We start from the raw sequence: 19,055 nt of genomic DNA on the forward strand, positions 1-19,055 counted from the left end.
CAAGCGCATTCGCAAACACCTGCAGGCCGATTCATGGTTCACTCTGTCCATACAGGGAGTGAGCCCCTAAGGGGCCGGATCAGGAGAAGAAAAATGCGCGTCGGCTGCCCCAAGGAAATCAAGAACCACGAATACCGCGTCGGCCTCACGCCCGGAGCGGTTCGCGAATATGTCGCCCATGGCCATGAAGTGCTGGTCGAGACCGGCGCCGGTGCCGGCATCGGCGCCGACGACAACGCCTACCGCGCCGCCGGCGCCACCATCGCCAAGAACGCCGCCGACGTGTTCGCCAAGTCGGACATGATCGTCAAGGTCAAGGAGCCGCAGCCAAATGAGTGGGTGCAGCTGCGCGACGGCCAGATCCTGTACACCTATCTTCACCTGGCTCCAGACCCGGAGCAGACCAAGGGCCTGCTCGCTTCGGGCGTGACGGCGATCGCCTACGAAACCGTGACCGACGACCGTGGCGGCCTGCCGCTGCTGGCGCCGATGTCGGAAGTCGCCGGCCGCCTGTCGATCCAGGCCGGCGCGACGGCGCTGCAGAAGGCCAATGGCGGCCGCGGCGTGCTGCTCGGCGGCGTGCCCGGCGTGCTGCCCGGCAAGGTCACCGTGCTCGGCGGCGGCGTCGTCGGCCTGCATGCCGCTCGCATGGCGGTTGGCCTTGGCGCCGATGTCACCATCATCGACCGCTCGATCCCTCGCCTGCGCCAGCTCGACGATCTTTTTACCGGCCGCGTCCATACCCGCTACTCGACGGTCGAGGCGCTCGAGGAGGAATGCTTCTCGGCCGACATCGTCGTCGGCGCCGTGCTGATCCCCGGTGCCGCCGCGCCGAAGCTCGTCACCCGCGAGATGCTGTCGGGCATGAAGAAGGGCTCGGTGCTGGTCGACGTCGCCATCGACCAGGGCGGCTGCTTCGAGACCTCGCATGCGACGACCCACGCCGAGCCCACATATGAAGTCGACGGCGTCATCCACTATTGCGTCGCCAACATGCCGGGCGCGGTGCCGGTCACCTCGGCCCATGCGCTCAACAACGCGACGCTCCACTACGGCCTGCAGCTTGCAGACAAGGGCCTGAAGGCTGTCATCGACGACCATCACCTGCGCAACGGCCTCAATGTCCACAAGGGCAAGATCACCAACCGCGCGGTCGCGGAGGCACTCGGCTACGAGCTGGTCGAGCCGAAAGCCGTTCTGGCCGCCTGATACACCCAGAAAAAGTCAACTTGCTATTGTTGCCCGCCGGTTCCCTCCGGCGGGCTTTTTATTGGTCGATCCAGACCGCTAAACTTGATTACTGGGCAGATCGGGGTCAGTTGCAAGTGTGAGTTTGCCTACAACTGTTGCATATTTGTCATTCCTCATGCGAGCGACTCCCTGCTAGGAAGATTGCGGGCTTATTGATTAGGGGTTTGGGCAATGACTGTTCGCGTTTCTGCGAAATCTATTTTTCTTGGTGCTGTTTCCGTATTGGCTTTGATGTCGGCCGCGCATGCGGCTGATGTGGTTCAGCCGGTCGAAGCGTCCGGTTTCAACTGGAGTGGGCTGTATGTTGGCTTCGGTGTTGGCGCCGGCGCCAACGTTCACAAACTTGGCAGCGACTTTATTCCGATCTCGCTGAATGGCATCGGCGGCGAAGGCGTTTACGGCGAACTTACCGCTGGCTATGACTACATAGTTTCGCCCCGCTTCCTGCTTGGTGGACTGCTGGACGTCCACGTGGGCGATATCAAAACCAAGATCGATGCCGCCGGTTTCGACGCCTCGATCCAGGAGACATACGGTTTCGATGCTGGCCTGCGCGTAGGCTATCTGTTTACCCCGAATACACTGGGCTACGTGCTCGGTGGCTATTCCTGGCAGAAGTACAAGCTCGATTCGAATGCCGGCTTTGGGTTCGACTGGGACCAGAGCGGCTACTTTGTCGGCGGCGGCATTGAAACGGCCATCAACAGCAACTGGACGATCAAGACCGAGTACCGCTATACGCGCTTCGGCACCAAGGGGGATCTCCTTTCAGAAGCGGGCCTTATCGGCGCGCCGGATGGCCTTCTCAACCTCGATACGTCGCGGCATACGTTCCAGATTGCAGCCAACTACCGTTTTGGCGCCCAAAATGGCGGTGGTGCTGCCTTTGAAACCCCTGCGTATAATTGGACCGGTTTCTATATCGGTGGCGGGTTGGGCGCGGGTGCATCCGTGCACCAGATCGAAATCCCACCCCTGGGCGGCGCCAAGTTCAATGGCCTCGGCGGTGAAGGTGCGTTTGGCGAATTGAACGTTGGTTACGACCAGGACTTCGGCAGCTGGGTCGCAGGCGTCATGGTCGATGCTCGCTACTCCGGCATGACGTCGAAGCTGGATCTCGGCGTCGGATCGATCAATGTCGATACCGACTACGGCTTCGATGTGCTTGGCCGTGTCGGCATGAAGATGAACGAATCGACGCTCGCCTACGCATTGGCTGGCTACAGCTGGCAGCATTTCGACCTGAATGCTTCCGACCCGGTCGGCGACATTGCTGACTGGGGTTCGAGCGGTTTCTCGGTGGGTGCCGGTCTGGAAACGGCTGTATCGAGCAACATGACAATCGGTTTGGAATACCGCTATTCGCAATTCGCCGAGAAGGACCTGTCGTTCTTGTTGGGATCAGGAGCACCCGATGGGTTGGTGACGACGACTCCTTCCTTCCATACCGTGCGTCTCGGCGCGAAGTACAAGTTCAACTAAGAAGCCCCTCCAGGCAAACAGTCGAAGCCCGTCGGCCTGGCCGGCGGGCTTTTTTTTGTGCGGTAGACTAGGAAAAGCGCGGGCAACAAAAAAGCGGAGCCAAAGCCCCGCTTCCTCGATATCGAGATTGCCGCCGGTTCATCCGCGGTCGGCCAATCGATCGACAATCGCTTTATAGCTTAACTGTACGACGGGAGTACGACAGGATTTCCTGCCGGAACCTCTCAGGCCCGCTCGATGCGGCACTGATAGCAATTGTTGCGTGCCGAGCGGACATGCACGTAGGCAATGTCGTCGCGCTCGAACAAGGTCTCGGCCCGTGCGGCGATCGCGTCGGTCGCGATAACGCCGCCGCTGCCGTAGACGATGCGGTCGTCCCTGCCATAGCCACGCACGATATAGTCCGGGCTCCCGAGAATCTCGGGAAGCGTTCCCGCCTCGCCGGCGCGCTCGCATTCGTCGGCATGCAGGAAGATCGGCCCCGTTTCGGCATAGGGTTGAAGGTTCGGGAATGGCCGATAGGCCAGGACGAGATAGGTATCGCCGGCTGCGATGTTCTTCAGGCAATGCCGGCAAGGCATGCCGTCGCCGTCGGAAATCCGCCGCTCGGGCGTGTGGCCGTAGGCATCGGGTCCGCCGCGCTGCAGGGATCTGACGTCTTCGGTCGGCAGAGCTTGGAACTGGATGGCCATGGTGAAATCTCCGGTGTTCTCGACCGGAAATTAGCGGCTCGGGCCAGTGGTTCCCACCCGTTTCATGCAAAGATCGAAGGACCGATCCAATGCGAGCGATCAGTCCCCGCAAGCTGCGAAAGTTAGCCGGCATCGCCGAGCCAATTGGTAACGCAGCCAGCCAAAGAGCAAACCGGACCCAATCACCGGATGAAATCGTCAAAGCGGCGCAGCGTCACCCTGCGGTTTTGCCAGTTTTCACTCTGCGTCGGCACCAGCAAGAACTCCTCGCCGTAACCGACAGTCTCCGCATGACCGGGTACGCCGAATTCGCGCAGCAGCGTGCGTTTCAGCGAGGCAGCGCGCTGTTCGGACAGAACCTGGTTCGACTGAAAGGAGCCGACGGCGTCGGTATGCCCCTCGATCAGCACGCGGGCACCGCGGTCGCGGCGTAGGATGCGCTTCAGCGCATCGGCGAGGGTCTCGATCTTGTCATATTGCGAACTGGAAATGGCCGCCGAGCCGAAGGCGAAATTGATCGACTGGATATCGATCGAGCGCGCCATGCGGCGCAGATCCGGCCGGCGCTTGAATTCGCGGATGGTGACGCGCTCGTTCGGCCGCAGCTTCATGCGGGGTGCCGCCTCCAGCTTCCGTTCGATTGTCGCGGCCGAAGGTGTTGTCGCTTGCCCGGCGGCAAGGCTCGGCATGGCAATCGCTGCGATCAGCGCGGCGGCGAGTGTACGGCGGGTCAGCAAATGTTTCTCCTTCGGCCTCGGCCGCATTGGCGATGCGGGCACAATGCCAAAGGCAGGCTGAATCGGCGATGAACGAAAGGTTCAGGTTCCGGCTCGTGTCATGGCCGCATGACGCTTGCCGAGCGCTCGGCGAAAGGCAGCGGGTGCACGGTTTCCTTTTTCTGCGCGACCGGCGTGAAACCAAGCTTCTGGTAGAGCGGCAGGGCCGCCGGATGATCGAGCGTGCAGGTCTGCACGACTATCCGCTTTGGCCCGTAAGACCACGCAGCAGAGATCGCGGCACCCAGGAACCAGCGGCCGATGCCTAGTCCGGTCGCATGTTCCATCATGCCGAAATAGGCGAGCTCGACTTCCTCGGGCAAATGCAGCTTGAGATCGAAGAAGCCTGCCGGCGCACCGTCGAGATAGAGCACCCTGATGTCGCGATCCTCGCGGTGGATTCCGGCCGAGAGTTCGTCGTCGTTCAGCCTGAGAACGTTCACCCAATGCCATTTGCGCCCCACCCGGTCCATCAGGTAGCGGTAAAAATGCAAGGGGATATCCTTGGTCTTCAGCAGCGCGACCTGGCGGTTGTAGGGCACCGACGGCGAGGCGGCGGGAGGCGCGTGCATTTCGAGGAAAGTCACCGTGACTTCGATGTCCTGCAGCACGCCGTTTTCCATCGCGTTCATTCCTTGCCAGCCTTCGCGGGGCCGGTCACGACAGGCGTGTCGGAGAGCCCACCCCACTCGGTCCATGAGCCGTCATAAAGCCTGTTGTCGGTGTGGCCAAGCGTCTCCAGCGCCAGGGTGACCACCGCGGCGGTGACACCGGAGCCGCAAGATGTGACGACGGGCTTCGACAGGTCAATGCCGGCCTGCTCGATCACCTGGCGCAAACGATCCTTCGACAACAGCACGCCCTTTTCCGACAGGGCGGAGTACGGCACGTTGCGCGCGCCCGGCATGTGGCCGGAGCGGATACCCACACGGGGCTCGGGTTCGGCGCCGGTAAAGCGGCCGGGTCCACGGGCATCGGCAACCTGGCTGGCGCCGGTCTCGACGATCCGGCGCATGTCGGCGAGGCTGGCGACGCGATCGGCGTCGAAATCGGCATGGAACACGCTTGGCGCGATCTTCGTCGGCTCGGCCGTTACCGGCCGGCCCGCGGCCTTCCAGCCGTCGAAGCCGCCATCCAGAATATAGGTCTGGAAGACGCCCATGATGCGGAACATCCACCAAGCCCGGGGTGCCGAGAAGAAACCTGGACCGTCGTAGACGACGATGGTGTCATCGGCCGAAACCCCCATCGAACCGACATATTGCGCAAAATGCTGCGGCGACGGCAATGTATGCGGCAAGGCGGCGTCGGGATCCGAAACCGCATCCTGGTCCAGGAAACGAGCGCCGGGAATGTGGGCCGCGTCATATTCGGCACGCGCGTCGCGTTTTTGCGCCGGTAGATACCAGGACGCGTCTATGACCGTCAGGCCCGGCTGGCCCAGACGCCCCTGCAGCCAATCCGCATCAACGGTGAAAGGACTGTCTTCGGCCATTTTTTCTCCTGCCGCACCCTTTTTTGGCGGTGCTTGTCTGTTCAGTTCGCCGGCATCGGGCCGAAGCGGATGCGGAAGCGCCGGTTTTCACGGCCCTTCTTCTCAATCTTGCCGATGTGGATTTCGCCGACTTCGCCGGTGCTCTTCACATGCGTGCCGCCGCAGGGCTGGCTGTCCACGGAGGCGTTTTCGCCGATGCAGACCAGGCGGATCTTGCCGGTGCCCACCGGGGGCCTGACGTTCTTGGATTTCACCAGGCCCGGATTGGCGGCCAGTTCCTCGTCGCTGATCAGCCTGGTGAAGATCGGATGATCGGCGCGCACCAGGTCCATCAAGCCAGCGGTCACCTCTTCCCCGGTGAAGCTGGCGTCCGGAATGTCGAAATCGACACGGCTGTCGTCCTCGGAAACGGAAGCGCCCGTGATCGGGAACGGGCAGACGACGGTCAGCAGATGGCAGGCCGCGTGCATGCGCATCAGGAGATGCCGCCGCTCCCAGTCGATGGCGAGTTTCACCTTCTCGCCGACCGCCAAGGCCGCCTGTGCAGGGGCCGGCACATGAATGATCTCGTCCTTGGTCTCGCCGGTGATGGTGGCGGCAATTTCGATGCGGCTGCCGTCGGCGCGCTCCAATGCACCGGAGTCTCCCAGCTGGCCGCCCGAGGTGGCATAGAAAATGGTGCGGTCGAAAATGATGCCGCCACGATCGTTGACGGCAACCACCGTGGCATCCGCCGTCTTCAGGTAGGCGTCGTCGCGAAACAGCGCTTCCGTCCTGTACGCCATCATGCGACCTTTTCGAAAGGCACCGAAATCTTGCTCTGAAGCTCCATCCAGCCCGGTATTGGCAGGTTTTTCTCGCGCAAAAATTCCGGGTTGAACAGTTTCGACTGGTAGCGCGTGCCGAAGTCGCAAAGAATGGTCACTATGGTGTGCCCGGGTCCCAGCTCCCTAGCCAGCCGCATCGCGCCGGCAATGTTGATGCCGGTCGAGCCGCCGACGCACAGGCCTTCCTCCTGGATCAGGTCGAAGACGATCGGCAGCGCCTCCTTGTCCTTGATCTGGAACGAGAAGTCCGGCGTGAACCCGTCGAGATTGGCGGTGATGCGCCCCTGCCCGATGCCTTCGGTGATCGAACTGCCCTCGGATTTCAGCTCGCCGCTGGTATAGAAACTGTAGAGCGCAGCCCCCAGCGGATCGGCGAGCGCGATCTTCACGTCCTTGTTTTTGGCCTTCAGCCCGGACGCGACACCCGCCAGCGTTCCGCCAGAACCCACCGCAGAGACGAAACCGTCGACCTTGCCGCCGGTCTGTGCCCAGATCTCCTGCGCTGTGGTGCGGATATGGCCGTCGCGATTGGCTACATTGTCGAACTGGTTGGCCCAGATAGCGCCATTCGGCTCGGTCCTGGCCATCTGCTCGGCCAGCCGTCCCGACAGTTTCACGTAGTTGTTTGGGTTCTTGTAAGGCACGGCCGGGACCTCGATCAGCTCGGCGCCGAGCAGCCTGATCGTATCCTTCTTTTCCTGGCTCTGGGTGTCGGGAATGACGATGACGGTGCGGTATCCCAGCGCCTTGGCGACCAGCGTCAGGCCGATGCCCGTATTGCCGGCCGTCCCTTCGACGATGACACCGCCCGGCTTCAGCAAGCCACGCTGTTCGGCATCGCGGATGATGAACAGGCCGGCACGATCCTTGACCGATTGCCCCGGATTCATGAATTCGGCCTTGCCCAGGATCTCGCATCCGGTTTCCTCGGAGGCTTTGTTGAGGCGGATCAGAGGCGTGTTGCCGATCGCGTCGATCACAGAACGGGGCATTCAGGATTCCTTGTGTGCGTGCGCCGAAACCCTAGAAACCCCAAGCCTCGGTTTCAAGGCAAGAATTCGCCTGGTCCAGTCGCATTTCCAGCACTGTTGTGCATGGATGCCCTCAAGTCCGGATCGGTATCGCACAGTTCAATTGCATCCGACGTCGAAAAGCACTCTTTCCATTCGATTTCTTCGCCGCTAGAGCAAGACGGCAACAACTCGACAGGGCGCAGCATGACACTCTATCGGGCCGATCCGAAACACGGCGTCGCCTGGGTCACCGGCGGCAGCAGCGGCATAGGCCGTTCGCTGGCCAGGGATCTGGCGTCCCAGGGCTACGCCGTGGCGGTGACGGCGCTCGACGACGATCCGATCGACACGCTCATCGTCGAGACCGCGCAGATGCCCGGCAGCGTCACGGCCTTTCCTTGCGATGTCACCGATGAGCCGCGCATGGCAAGAACGGTTGCCGCGATCGAGCAGGAACTCGGCCCCATCGTGCTCGCCATCTTCAATGCCGGAAACTACATCTCCACGCCCGGAGAGGCGCTCGTCGTCCGCGACTTTCGCCGTTCCTTCGAGGTCAACTATTTCGGCATCATCAATGGGCTGGTGCCGGTGCTCGACTACATGCGGATCAGGGCGCGCGGCCATGTCGTGCTGGTCGGCTCCGTCACCGCCTATTTCGGCTGGCCGACCACGGCCGCCTATGGCGGCACCAAGGCGGCGATCAACATCCTGGCCGAATCGCTGAAATATGATTTCGACAAGATGAACATTCGCGTCCAGGTCATCAATCCGGGCTTCGTCGACACGCCGCTGACCGAGAAGAACATGCTGCCGATGCCGGGCCTGATGCCCGTCAACCGCGCCACGCGCCGCATGATGCGGGGCATCAAATCCGGTGGCTTCGAAGTCACCTTTCCGTACCGGACGAGCTGGCCGCTGAAATTTCTCGCGCTGCTGCCGAGGCCGATAACCCGGTGGGTGATCAGCCTGACGACCAGCTGGAAGGCACGGCCGCTGCATTACGAGCGCAAGCCGCCGCCCAAGGAATAGATGCCCACAGGATTGATGATTTGGCTGCCTGAACGGTCGTTGCCTGTTCACGGCCACCGCCATAGGGTCATTGTTGTTGCGTGGAGTCTGCTATGGGGCGACGGATCGTGCTTGCCGTGCTGGGCCTGATCACCGTCCTTGCATTGATCTTCCTCCTTGGCCCACGCGTTCCCATCGACACCACGATCCGCTTCGATCTTTCCGTCATCGGTGACGATCCGCAAGCCTATGTCGCCAGGACAGAAGCAGCCATACCGGGCATACGCGATGGGCTGGAGAAAGAGATCGTCTGGGCCAACCCGATGGTGCATGCCAGGACGCCGCTGTCGATCGTCTACATCCACGGCTTCTCCGCATCGAAGGGCGAGGTTCGCCCCCTGCCCGACGATGTGGCCGATCAGCTCGACGCCAACCTGTTCTACACCCGCCTCACCGGTCACGGGCAGGACGGCGCGGCGATGACGCAAGGGAGCGTCAACGCCTGGATCAACGACTATGAGGAGGCGCTCGCCATCGGCCGGGCGATCGGCGACAAGGTGGTCGTCATCGCCACATCGACGGGCGGCTCGCTGGCGGTGTGGGCGGCAACGCAGCCGGGAGCATCGGACGGGGTCGCGGCCATTGCATTCATCTCGCCCAATTTTGGCGTGAAAGCATCCGGCGCCGAGATGCTTACCCTGCCATGGGGCAAACAGATCGCCGAACTCGTCGCGGGCAAGGAACGCAGCTTCGCCCCGCGCAACACCCTGCACCAGAGATTCTGGACCACCAAATATCCGATCGCCGCAACGCTGCCGATGCAGGCGCTGACGGAACTTGCCTTTGGCGCACCGGTCGAGAAAGCGACCATCCCGGCGCTGTTCATCTTTTCGGACTCGGACAAGGTGGTGCGGCCCGACCGCACCCGCGAAATTGCCGGGCGATGGGGCGCGCCGCACGAATTGGTGCCGGTCGACGACACCGGCGATTCGGACAACCATGTCATCGCCGGCGATGCGCTGTCGCCGTCGACCACGGCCTACCTCGCGCAAAGGATCGCCGTCTGGCTCGAAGCGGTGGTCAAGTAAGCTGATTGTCCAGACACAAAAGGCGACCGCGGGATCACCGCGGTTGCCTTTTTGTCGCAGATTGGTCAGCCGACCATGCAAAGGTTCGGCTGACGCGAGGCGGTCTGCTTAGGCAGCCCGCGCCGCCGGACGCTTGCCGCCGAAGCGGCGCTTGTTGTTGCCCTTGAAGGGCTTGGCGCCTTCCGGCTTGCGTTCACCGGCGAAGGCCGGCTTGTCGCCGAAGCGCTTCTTGCCGAAGCCATTGCCCTTGTTCTCGCCGCCTGGGCGCCTGCCATCGCGACGGCCATTGCGGTCGTTGCGGTCATTGGCGGGCTCGAAGCGCTCGTTCTTTTCAGCCGGATTGCGCTGCGGATCGGGGCTGCCGAGATGGTCGGCAACGATAGGCAGCTTGGTGCGGATGATGCGCTCGACCTGGCGCAGCTTGCTGTTTTCAGACGGATCGCAAAGCGTGATGGCAATGCCGTCCATGCCGTTGCGGCCGGTGCGGCCGATGCGGTGGACGTAGCTTTCAGCCTCGTCCGGCAGGTCGAAATTCACGACATGGCTGATGCCGGGAACATCGATGCCGCGCGCCGCGATGTCGGTCGCAACGAGGATGCGCACCGATCCATCGCGAAAATCGTTCAGTGCCTTCTGACGGGCGTTCTGCGACTTGTTGCCATGGATGACGGCGGCCTTGAAGCCGTCGCGCTCGAGATCCTTGGTCACCCGGTCGGCGCCATGCTTGGTCCGCGAAAAGATGATGACGGACTTCATCGCCGCGTCGGCGAGCATCGTCGACAGCACCTGGCGCTTCTGCTTGGTGCGGGCAAAGACGACGCCCTGCACGATCTCGGCGGCCGCGGTGCTTTGCGGCGAGACTTCGATACGCACAGGGTTCTTCAGCAGGCCCTTGGCCAGTTCGGCGATCTCGTCCGGCATGGTGGCCGAAAACAGCGCCGTCTGGCGGTCAGGCGCGGTCGCCTTGGCGATGCGCTTGACGTCGTTGATGAAGCCCATGTCGAGCATGCGGTCGCCCTCGTCGAGCACCAGCCATTTGGTGTCGGAGAGGATGAGGTCGCCCTCGCGCACCAGGTCGGTCAACCGGCCGGGTGTGGCGATCAGGATGTCGACGCCGGGCGCAACCTTCTTCACCTGGCTGAAACGCGAGACGCCGCCCAGCACGAGTGCCGTCGAGACATGCGCGCCCTTGGCGAGGATCTTGATGGTGTCCTCGATCTGAACCGCGAGTTCGCGGGTTGGCGCAAGGATCAGCGCCCGGGTCGTCTTGGCGCGCCGCTTGGTGCCGAGCGCGATGATCTTGGACAGGATCGGCAGCGCAAAGGCAGCGGTCTTGCCGGAGCCGGTCTGGGCGATGCCGAATATATCGCGGCCTTCCAGCTGCGGCGGGATCGCCTGCATCTGGATCGGCTTCGGTTCGGTGAAGCCGGCATTGTGGGTGGCCTTGAGCAGCGCACCCGTAATTCCCAGCGCTGCGAAACCAGAGAGTTCCGCAGTGTCGGGCCCAGTGTCCTTACCGGACAATGTGTTTTCGTTGGTCAAAATAATCTTCTTTCACGCGGCCTCTGGCCGCAAACGTCAATGGCGGCAGGGCGCAACCTGCCGCCGAAAAATTCGATGTGAAACGACAAGGCGGGCGGACGGTAACGTCCACTCGGCTGCGCTGTCGTGCCCGCAGGCGTCATGCCACGGGGCTTTTTCGCCGCTTTGTGATGTACCGGAAAGAGGGCCGATATACCGGAAAGAGGGAAAACAGACGCAACCAGTCTCATTTGTCGAGAAGGCCGGAATCTCCCGGCCCAAGCGCCTATGGGCTGCATATGGCTGAGTTCGCCCCGGAATGCAAGGGGCGTGATGTTGCGGTGCAGCAAAAACTGACCAAAAGCCGATGCTTGCGCTCCCCTGCGGGCATCATTACCACAATGCAGCTTCCATTTTGGGGACCGAGCGATGAAGGACGTGCTGAAGGAACTCGAGCGGCGGCGTGACACCGCCCGCATGGGCGGTGGCCAGGCGCGTATCGATGCGCAGCACAAGAAGGGCAAGCTCACCGCGCGCGAACGCATCGAGGTCTTTCTCGACGAAGGCTCGTTCGAGGAGTTCGACATGTATGTCGAGCACCGCTCGACCGATTTCGGCATGGAGAAGACGAAGATCGCCGGCGACGGCGTCGTCACCGGCTGGGGTACGGTCAACGGCCGTCCGGTCTACCTCTTCGCCAAGGATTTCACCGTGTTCGGCGGCTCGCTGTCGGAAGCCCATGCTGAGAAGGTCATCAAGGTGCAGGAGATGGCGCTGCGCAACCGCGCGCCGATCATCGGCCTTTACGATGCTGGCGGGGCGCGCATCCAGGAAGGCGTGGCGGCCCTTGGCGGCTATGCCGAGATCTTCCAGCGCAACGTGCTGGCGTCCGGCGTCATTCCGCAGATTTCCGTCATCATGGGTCCGTGCGCCGGCGGCGACGTCTACTCGCCTGCCATGACCGACTTCATCTTCATGGTGCGCGACACCTCCTACATGTTCGTCACGGGGCCGGACGTGGTGAAGACCGTCACCAACGAGACGGTGACCGCCGAGAGCCTCGGCGGCGCCTCGGTCCACACGACGAAATCCTCGATCGCCGACGGCGCCTATGACAACGACGTCGAGGCGCTCCTGCAGATGCGCCGGCTGGTCGACCTCTTGCCGGCTTCCAACACATCGGAACTCCCCGAGATCGAATGCTACCAGTCGGTCACCGACCACGATTTGTCACTCGACCGACTGATTCCCGATAACGCCAACAAGCCCTACGACATCAAGGAACTGATCCTGAAGGTCGCCGACGAGGGCGACTTCTTCGAAATCCAGCAGAGCTTCGCCAAGAACATCGTCACCGGCTTCGGCCGCGTCGAGGGCCGCACGGTCGGCTTCGTCGCCAACCAGCCGATGGTGCTTGCCGGCGTTCTGGATTCCGATGCCAGCCGCAAGGCGGCGCGCTTCGTGCGCTTCTGCGACTGTTTTTCGATCCCGATCGTCACCTTCGTCGACGTTCCGGGTTTCCTACCGGGTACGGCGCAGGAGTATGGCGGGCTGATCAAGCATGGTGCGAAACTCCTGTTCGCCTACGCCGAAGCGACCGTACCGAAAATCACCGTCATCACCCGCAAAGCCTATGGCGGCGCCTATGACGTCATGGCCTCGAAACATCTGCGCGGCGACATGAATTATGCCTGGCCGACGGCGCAGATCGCGGTCATGGGTGCCAGGGGCGCGGTCGAGATCATCTACCGCAAGGACATCGGCGACGCGGAAAAGATTGCTGCCCATACAAAGGCTTACGAGGATCGCTTCCTGTCACCTTTCGTCGCCGCCGAGCGCGGCTATGTCGACGAGGTGATCATGCCGCACTCGACCCGCCGCCGCATTGCGCGGGCGCTGCGGATGCTGCGCAACAAGGACATGCAAAACCCTTGGAAGAAGCACGATAACATACCGTTATGACTCCCATGTCGCGAATGATCATCGCCGCCGGGCGACGGTTTGGCAGGTTCGCCGTCCTGTTTTACATTGTCCCTGCCGCCATCATCTTTTGCGCCTGGATGTCCCTGCTCGACAGCCATCCGATCTGGCTCATCACGAGTGGATTTGTTGCTATGCCAATCGCGACCACTGCTTTGGCATTCCTGTTCGGCACGTTGTTTGCCGGCTTCCGGCGCAGTAAGACTAAAGGCGTCAGCGAAGCAGAGGCGCCTGGCCTGTGGGCGCTTTGGCGAACCGTTGCCGGACCGCGTCGTGCGGCGCGCACCGTCATCTCGTTGGAGAACAACCTTAACGCTTCAGTTAGGGAAGAGCGCACGCTTCTCGGCCTGCTCGGTAACCGGCTGTTTCTGACCGTCGGGATCCCTCTGCTTGCCGTGACCGATGAAACGACGCTTACCGCGATCCTCGCCCATGAGGATGCGCATGTCCGCAACAAGGACACCAATGGTGGTCTTAATCTCGCAGAATTCGAGAACGGTTTTGGATTCGTCTTCGAGTATGCTCCTCCGGGCACCACGATTACAGGCAGCCTACTCCACGCCGCGATCGGCTGGCTATCGGGATCGTTCGAACGGGAAGAAATCCGGCTTTCGCGCGAAGCCGAGATCAAGGCGGATCGGCATGCAGCGTCCTCCGGAGATGCCGAGCAGGCCGCTCGAGCGCTTTTGCTGGTCGCCGCGGCAGACGTGCATTTCAAAGAAGCGGTCTACGATCCTTTGCAGCATGAGTTGAGGGGAGCACTGCGTCCCCCGCGACCGCCACTCGATCGCCTCTTGGAGGCGGCTGGGCAGTTGCGGGAACCCGCTTGCCTGAATGCCTGTGCTCGCAAGGCATGGAAAAGTCCGGATGATGAAAAGTCCACCCACCCTTCATGGGCGCAAAGACTGGCGGCGCTTGGCTACTCGGAGCCACCTGACCTGGACCCAATAGCGGTAACCGCCCTCTCGACGCAGGTAACTTCAAGCGCAGCCGACCAGCATATTGCGGAATTCGACGCTACATGGACTGCTAAGATGGCGGACTATCTCCAGCGGTGAACCAGCGGCACCCGAAAATTCAACCGCCGCAAACCGTCAAGGACCTGTGGCGCGCACGCCTTGCGGCGAATAGCGCGATGGCCGCAACGGCGAGCGCGGAACGGTTCATCTGATGGGCGCCTTCTGGCGTGCCTTGACCAGTTCGCGCAGCACCGGCACCATCGCCAGCGGCAAGTCCTCGGCGATCAGGCCCGGGCCGAACCGGCTGCCGGCCTCGGCATGAATCCACACCGCCGCGCAGGCCGCCTCGAACGCCGGCATGCCCTGTGCCAGCAGACCGGCTGATATGCCCGACAGCACGTCGCCAGACCCCGCGGTGGCAAGCCAGGCGGCGCCGTTGGCATTGATCGCCGCCCTGCCATCGGGCGCTGCGATCACCGTGTCGGCGCCCTTGTAGATGATGACCGCATTGGCATTGGCGGCTGCCGCGCGCGCCTTGTCGAGCTTGGACGATGCCTTGTCGCCGGCGATGTCCGGAAACAGCCTGGCGAACTCCCCGTCATGCGGCGTCATCACCAAGGCCGGAGCATTTTGCCGGCGTGCGGCTTCGAATAAGACATCCGGCGCTTCGCGAAAGGAGGTGATCGCATCCGCGTCAAAGACAAGACCATCGACCTGTGCGGAAGCATCCTGCAATTGGCCGGAGGCAAGGAGCGCGAGCCCGAAGGTCCTCGTTTTCTGACCGACGCCAAAGCCGGGCCCGAGGACAAAGGCCGACGGCCGGCGTTCGCCGACAAATTCTTCGATGTCCGCGACGTCATCGGCCTTGCGCAGCATGATCGAGGTCAGATGGGCCGCGTTAACCTGCATGGCGTTGCCCGGCGACAGCACGGTCACCGCCCCCGCACCGCTCCTCGCAGCGGCCAATGCCGACAGCCGCGCCGCGCCGGTGGCGCTTGGGCCGCCGGAGAAGACGCCGACATGGCCGCGCTTGTATTTATGGGCATCGACGGCCGGCACCGGAAAACCACACAGCCAAAGCGCCGGTGTGTTCTCGAACGTCCGGGGCCGGAGCCGTGCGATGATATCGTCGCCAATGCCGATATCCGCAAGCACGACCTCGCCACATCGCTCCCGGCCAGGCAGGAGCAGATGGCCGGGCTTCCTGCGCGCGAAGGTCACGGTGATCTCGGCGGCAAATGCCTTGCCGAGCACCTTGCCGCTGTCGCCGGACACGCCCGATGGCAGGTCGACGGCGATAACGGGCAAACGCATGTCGGTGGCGATATCGACCGCCCTGGCTTCATCGCCGGACAGCGGCTTGGACAGCCCTGCCCCGTACAGCGCGTCGACCACGATCGAGCCGGGCTCGGCTTTGAAGCTGGACAACGGCTGGGGTGCGATCGGACACTCCGCGGCTGCGAGTGCCGCGTCGCTTCTCGGCCTCGGTGCGCCGGATGCCCAGATCGTCGTGGCGACGCCGCTGCCGGTCAGGATGCGAGCGACGACATAGCCATCGCCGCCATTGTTGCCTGGACCGCACAGCACGTGGACGTGCACCGCTGCCGGATGGCGCTTGAAAACCTCGGCCGCGACGGCCTCGCCGGCACGACGCATCAGGCCGATGCCGTCGGCTGGGCCGGCGGCGATCGTCAGCCGGTCCGCTTCGGCCATTTCGGCGGGAGTAAGAAGTTCATCGCTCATGGATTGCCGATCCGCATTCGATCAAGCATTGTCCACTTTTCGATCCGAAGCAAACAAGGAGGAGGTGGCGCGAGGGCAGCGATACTGTTCGGATGAGAGGCATCACAGGCAAAAATTGCCCATGTGATGGGCGGCATGCCTAATTATTGTGCTGTGACGACGGATGGCACTGTGTAGGTTCGGGAAGCCGGTGCCGCATCCGGTGCAGCGAATGACGCGAATTTGCATCCCGGCGCGGTGCGGCTTCGAAATCGCATGAGACCGCTTCGAATCCCTCGGATTGGCACAGTTCGTGCTTGATGGAGGCGCAAGCGGGGGCTCACAACCCGTTTTTTTGGCAGTGGAGGCCACTTTTTACATGAAAAAGATCGAAGCGATCATCAAGCCATTCAAGCTGGACGAAGTGAAGGAAGCGCTTCAGGAGGCCGGACTGCAAGGCATCACCGTGACCGAGGCCAAGGGCTTCGGGCGCCAGAAAGGCCACACCGAACTCTACCGCGGCGCCGAATATGTCGTCGACTTCCTGCCCAAGGTGAAGATCGAGGTCGTGCTCGGCGACGACGCCGTCGAAGGCGCGATCGAGGCTATCCGCAAGGCGGCCCAGACAGGCCGTATCGGCGACGGCAAGATCTTCGTCTCCAACATCGAGGAAGTCGTGCGCATCCGCACCGGCGAAACCGGCATGGACGCCGTCTGACGCGACCACCTTCCCCAAAACGTCACCATCAAAAAACGTCATCATCAAAAAACGTCATCAAACAGGGATACATGACATGACGACAGCCAAAGACATCATGAAGCAGATCAAGGACAACGACGTGAAATTCGTTGACCTGCGCTTCACCGACCCGAAGGGCAAGCTGCAACACGTGACGATGGATGTCATCGAGGTCGAGGAAGACATGTTCGCCGATGGCGTGATGTTCGACGGCTCCTCGATTGCCGGCTGGAAAGCCATCAACGAGTCCGACATGGTGCTGATGCCCGATGCGGACACGGTCCACATGGATCCGTTCTTCGCGCAGTCGACCATGGTCATCCTGTGCGACATCCTCGATCCGGTCTCGGGCGAATCCTACAACCGCGACCCGCGCGGCACGGCCAAGAAGGCCGAGGCCTACATGAAGTCGGAAGGCATCGGCGACACCATCTATGTCGGCCCGGAAGCCGAGTTCTTCGTGTTCGACGACGTCAAGTACAAGGCCGACCCCTACAACACAGGCTTCAAGCTCGATTCCACCGAACTGCCGTCGAACGACGACACCGACTACGAGACCGGCAACCTTGGCCACCGCCCGCGCATCAAGGGCGGCTATTTCCCGGTGCCGCCGATCGACAGCGCGCAGGACATGCGCTCCGAAATGCTGACCGTGCTCGCCGAAATGGGCGTGCGCGTCGAGAAGCACCACCACGAGGTCGCGGCTGCCCAGCACGAACTCGGCATCAAGTTCGACACGCTGGTCCGCAACGCCGACAAGATGCTGATCTACAAATATGTCGTGCACCAGGTCGCCAACGCCTACGGCAAGACGGCCACTTTCATGCCGAAGCCGATCTTCGGCGACAATGGCTCGGGCATGCACGTCCACCAGTCTATCTGGAAGGGCGGCAAGCCGACCTTCGCCGGCAACGAGTACGCCGGTCTTTCGGAAAGCTGCCTGTTCTACATCGGCGGCATCATCAAGCACGCCAAGGCGATCAATGCCTTCACCAACCCGCTGACCAATTCCTACAAGCGTCTGGTGCCCGGCTACGAAGCGCCGGTGTTGCTCGCCTATTCGGCGCGCAACCGGTCGGCGTCCTGCCGCATCCCGTTCGGCTCGTCGCCGAAGTCCAAGCGCGTCGAGGTCCGCTTCCCCGATCCGGGCGCGAACCCCTACCTCGCTTTCGCCGCCATGCTGATGGCCGGTCTCGACGGCATCAAGAACAAGATCCATCCCGGCCAGCCGATGGACAAGGATCTCTACGACCTGCCACCGAAGGAACTGAAGAAGATCCCGACCGTCTGCGGATCGCTGCGTGAAGCCCTGCAGAGCCTCGACAAGGATCGCGGCTTCTTGAAGGCCGGCGGCGTCTTCGACGACGACCAGATCGACAGCTACATCGAGCTGAAAATGGCCGAGGTGATGCGCTTCGAAATGACCCCGCATCCGGTCGAATACGACATGTACTACTCGGTCTAAATCTCGTTCGCATAATCCTGCAAAGCCCTTGAAGGATTTCCGCCTTCAAGGGCTTTTTGCTGCCACCAGATGTCCGCGGATGGTTTGCGTGACCAGCCATGCGACAGCGGCCAACGCTTTTGGTTTACGGGATCGTTTGTTAGCTGGATTTGCCGAGGGCAGGCAACGTCGGTCACGGTCGGAACACTGGGCCATCGCGGCCCATTTGCGGTGAGCGGCAGATGGTTTTCCGCGCGGAAAAATCGCCAGAGCGAGCGGCACACTGCCTCAGGCTGCAATGCCCGCTCGTCCGGCGCCCCCGCCAATGCCGTCGTTCAAGAAACCCCGCCCCGTTCGAACAGCATCGCTTTGGCGTAACCCAAGGTTCGAATACGCATGCCGCGGCGTGATCTGTCAACGCCGCCAGCCCGAGGCATAAATCGCCGTTTTCGTTGTATGAACAGTGGCTTATATAGGGGATCATTGGTCTACGGACGAGCTGAAACTGGCTGTTTTCCGGGCTTTTTCAACGAACTCGGAAACGCTGGACATTTCGTGACGGCAAAAGGCGCCTGCCAAAAGCCTCTCCGTGACAGGAAATTGCCCGGTCCTTTTCAACCTGACTTTTTTTGGGGGAATTCACCCCGCCGGGCCAGCACGGCAAAAAGAACCCCGGCGAAATGAACTGCCCTCAAAAGTTGGACACAACCTTCGGGGGTCAGTTCAGAAGGCCGGAGTTCTCGCAAGGACAGAACGTCGGAGGGCGACGCCTATCCGGCAAGTCGTCACTTATCCGGCAAGTTCGTCTGGGCCGTGCAGGTTCCAGTCCGTTCGCCTGGCGAGCACCAGGACGTAATAGATCGCCGCCACGGCCATGATCAGCAGCTCGCGATCGGGCTCTGGCGCCCGAAGGCGGCCGTGCTCAACGCGCTCGTCGCCAACAATGACATGATCGGCCGCGACGGCAATTGCAGCCCCGCTTTGCCGCATGCGAAGGTTGTAGCCGCGCTGAAGGCACGTGGAGCTGTCGCCGGCTGACCAATGCGGACGTGCCTCGC

Annotated in this window: 17 protein-coding genes; 8 read left to right on the forward strand and 9 right to left on the reverse strand. The window is 62.2% G+C overall.

Going from position 1 to position 19,055, the window contains the following annotated elements:
* Nucleotides 1-93: 93 nt before the first annotated feature.
* A complete protein-coding gene (ald, locus tag X741_RS163645; RefSeq protein ID WP_023776125.1) occupies nucleotides 94-1,209 on the forward strand; it encodes an alanine dehydrogenase in 1,116 nt (371 codons plus the stop codon).
* Between the two features lie 213 nt (nucleotides 1,210-1,422).
* Nucleotides 1,423-2,733: an outer membrane beta-barrel protein gene (locus X741_RS163640; RefSeq protein ID WP_031249686.1), complete on the forward strand. Its 1,311-nt coding sequence runs from the start codon at nucleotides 1,423-1,425 to the stop codon at nucleotides 2,731-2,733.
* 224 nt (nucleotides 2,734-2,957) lie between these two features.
* On the opposite strand, the gene X741_RS163635 is transcribed toward X741_RS163640, so the two are convergent.
* The 6 genes from X741_RS163635 to X741_RS163610 form a co-directional block, all read right to left on the reverse strand.
* The gene (locus X741_RS163635) at nucleotides 2,958-3,425 is read right to left on the reverse strand and encodes a DUF1203 domain-containing protein (RefSeq protein ID WP_023776127.1); all 468 of its coding nucleotides are present in this window, start codon (nucleotides 3,423-3,425) and stop codon (nucleotides 2,958-2,960) included.
* Between the two features lie 182 nt (nucleotides 3,426-3,607).
* On the reverse strand, nucleotides 3,608-4,162 hold the full coding sequence (locus X741_RS163630; RefSeq protein ID WP_023776128.1) for an OmpA family protein: 555 nt from the start codon (nucleotides 4,160-4,162) through the stop codon (nucleotides 3,608-3,610).
* A gap of 98 nt (nucleotides 4,163-4,260) precedes the next feature.
* On the reverse strand, nucleotides 4,261-4,824 hold the full coding sequence (locus X741_RS163625) for a GNAT family N-acetyltransferase (protein WP_023776129.1): 564 nt from the start codon (nucleotides 4,822-4,824) through the stop codon (nucleotides 4,261-4,263).
* A gap of 5 nt (nucleotides 4,825-4,829) precedes the next feature.
* Complete coding sequence (gene sseA, locus X741_RS163620; RefSeq protein WP_023776130.1) at nucleotides 4,830-5,696, reverse strand: 3-mercaptopyruvate sulfurtransferase; 867 nt, start codon at nucleotides 5,694-5,696, stop codon at nucleotides 4,830-4,832.
* A 41-nt stretch (nucleotides 5,697-5,737) separates the two neighbouring features.
* Nucleotides 5,738-6,481, reverse strand: coding sequence for an alanyl-tRNA editing protein (locus X741_RS163615; protein WP_023776131.1), 744 nt, complete (start codon nucleotides 6,479-6,481; stop codon nucleotides 5,738-5,740).
* Entirely contained in the window at nucleotides 6,481-7,515 is a 1,035-nt protein-coding gene (locus tag X741_RS163610) for a cysteine synthase A (RefSeq protein ID WP_023776132.1), read from the reverse strand. Before X741_RS163610 ends, X741_RS163615 begins: the two co-directional genes overlap by 1 nt.
* A 225-nt stretch (nucleotides 7,516-7,740) precedes the next feature.
* On the opposite strand from X741_RS163610, the gene X741_RS163605 reads away from it, so the two are divergent.
* On the forward strand, nucleotides 7,741-8,565 hold the full coding sequence (locus X741_RS163605) for an SDR family oxidoreductase (RefSeq protein ID WP_023776133.1): 825 nt from the start codon (nucleotides 7,741-7,743) through the stop codon (nucleotides 8,563-8,565).
* Between the two features lie 92 nt (nucleotides 8,566-8,657).
* Nucleotides 8,658-9,632: an alpha/beta fold hydrolase gene (locus X741_RS163600; protein ID WP_023776134.1), complete on the forward strand. Its 975-nt coding sequence runs from the start codon at nucleotides 8,658-8,660 to the stop codon at nucleotides 9,630-9,632.
* Nucleotides 9,633-9,740: 108 nt separating this feature from the next.
* Here X741_RS163600 and X741_RS163595 read toward each other — a convergent pair whose 3' ends face one another.
* Nucleotides 9,741-11,174, reverse strand: a complete 1,434-nt coding sequence (locus X741_RS163595; protein WP_023768583.1) for a DEAD/DEAH box helicase — start codon at nucleotides 11,172-11,174, stop codon at nucleotides 9,741-9,743.
* A gap of 408 nt (nucleotides 11,175-11,582) precedes the next feature.
* On the opposite strand from X741_RS163595, the gene X741_RS163590 reads away from it, so the two are divergent.
* Both X741_RS163590 and X741_RS163585 read left to right on the forward strand, forming a co-directional pair.
* The gene (locus tag X741_RS163590; protein ID WP_023776135.1) at nucleotides 11,583-13,115 is read left to right on the forward strand and encodes an acyl-CoA carboxylase subunit beta; all 1,533 of its coding nucleotides are present in this window, start codon (nucleotides 11,583-11,585) and stop codon (nucleotides 13,113-13,115) included.
* Nucleotides 13,116-13,129: 14 nt separating this feature from the next.
* A complete protein-coding gene (locus X741_RS163585; RefSeq protein WP_023776136.1) occupies nucleotides 13,130-14,191 on the forward strand; it encodes a M48 family metallopeptidase in 1,062 nt (353 codons plus the stop codon).
* A gap of 105 nt (nucleotides 14,192-14,296) precedes the next feature.
* Here X741_RS163585 and X741_RS163580 read toward each other — a convergent pair whose 3' ends face one another.
* Nucleotides 14,297-15,835 carry a bifunctional ADP-dependent NAD(P)H-hydrate dehydratase/NAD(P)H-hydrate epimerase gene (locus X741_RS163580; protein ID WP_023776137.1) on the reverse strand — a complete coding sequence of 513 codons (1,539 nt, stop codon included), beginning with the start codon at nucleotides 15,833-15,835 and terminating at the stop codon, nucleotides 14,297-14,299.
* Between the two features lie 358 nt (nucleotides 15,836-16,193).
* On the opposite strand from X741_RS163580, the gene X741_RS163575 reads away from it, so the two are divergent.
* Both X741_RS163575 and glnA read left to right on the forward strand, forming a co-directional pair.
* Nucleotides 16,194-16,532 carry a P-II family nitrogen regulator gene (locus X741_RS163575; protein WP_006205430.1) on the forward strand — a complete coding sequence of 113 codons (339 nt, stop codon included), beginning with the start codon at nucleotides 16,194-16,196 and terminating at the stop codon, nucleotides 16,530-16,532.
* 76 nt (nucleotides 16,533-16,608) lie between these two features.
* On the forward strand, nucleotides 16,609-18,018 hold the full coding sequence (gene glnA, locus X741_RS163570; protein ID WP_023768587.1) for a type I glutamate--ammonia ligase: 1,410 nt from the start codon (nucleotides 16,609-16,611) through the stop codon (nucleotides 18,016-18,018).
* 768 nt (nucleotides 18,019-18,786) lie between these two features.
* On the opposite strand, the gene X741_RS1000000169480 is transcribed toward glnA, so the two are convergent.
* Complete coding sequence (locus X741_RS1000000169480) at nucleotides 18,787-18,987, reverse strand: hypothetical protein (protein ID WP_156937828.1); 201 nt, start codon at nucleotides 18,985-18,987, stop codon at nucleotides 18,787-18,789.
* Nucleotides 18,988-19,055 lie beyond the last annotated feature (68 nt).

The sequence above is a fragment of the Mesorhizobium sp. LNHC221B00 genome (assembly GCF_000502935.1).
Taxonomy (GTDB): Bacteria; Pseudomonadota; Alphaproteobacteria; order Rhizobiales; family Rhizobiaceae; genus Mesorhizobium; species Mesorhizobium opportunistum.

Excerpts from the sequence above, each read along its gene's own strand:
- ald (WP_023776125.1), top strand. The coding sequence starts at position 94 with ATGCGCGTCGGCTGCCCCAAGGAAATCAAGAACCACGAATACCGCGTC.
- X741_RS163640 (WP_031249686.1), top strand. The coding sequence starts at position 1,423 with ATGACTGTTCGCGTTTCTGCGAAATCTATTTTTCTTGGTGCTGTTTCC.
- X741_RS163635 (WP_023776127.1), bottom strand. The coding sequence starts at position 3,425 with ATGGCCATCCAGTTCCAAGCTCTGCCGACCGAAGACGTCAGATCCCTG.
- X741_RS163625 (WP_023776129.1), bottom strand. The coding sequence starts at position 4,824 with ATGGAAAACGGCGTGCTGCAGGACATCGAAGTCACGGTGACTTTCCTC.
- sseA (WP_023776130.1), bottom strand. The coding sequence starts at position 5,696 with ATGGCCGAAGACAGTCCTTTCACCGTTGATGCGGATTGGCTGCAGGGG.
- X741_RS163615 (WP_023776131.1), bottom strand. The coding sequence starts at position 6,481 with ATGGCGTACAGGACGGAAGCGCTGTTTCGCGACGACGCCTACCTGAAG.
- X741_RS163610 (WP_023776132.1), bottom strand. The coding sequence starts at position 7,515 with ATGCCCCGTTCTGTGATCGACGCGATCGGCAACACGCCTCTGATCCGC.
- X741_RS163605 (WP_023776133.1), top strand. The coding sequence starts at position 7,741 with ATGACACTCTATCGGGCCGATCCGAAACACGGCGTCGCCTGGGTCACC.
- X741_RS163600 (WP_023776134.1), top strand. The coding sequence starts at position 8,658 with ATGGGGCGACGGATCGTGCTTGCCGTGCTGGGCCTGATCACCGTCCTT.
- X741_RS163590 (WP_023776135.1), top strand. The coding sequence starts at position 11,583 with ATGAAGGACGTGCTGAAGGAACTCGAGCGGCGGCGTGACACCGCCCGC.
- X741_RS163585 (WP_023776136.1), top strand. The coding sequence starts at position 13,130 with ATGATCATCGCCGCCGGGCGACGGTTTGGCAGGTTCGCCGTCCTGTTT.
- X741_RS163580 (WP_023776137.1), bottom strand. The coding sequence starts at position 15,835 with ATGAGCGATGAACTTCTTACTCCCGCCGAAATGGCCGAAGCGGACCGG.
- X741_RS163575 (WP_006205430.1), top strand. The coding sequence starts at position 16,194 with ATGAAAAAGATCGAAGCGATCATCAAGCCATTCAAGCTGGACGAAGTG.
- glnA (WP_023768587.1), top strand. The coding sequence starts at position 16,609 with ATGACGACAGCCAAAGACATCATGAAGCAGATCAAGGACAACGACGTG.
- X741_RS1000000169480 (WP_156937828.1), bottom strand. The coding sequence starts at position 18,987 with ATGCGGCAAAGCGGGGCTGCAATTGCCGTCGCGGCCGATCATGTCATT.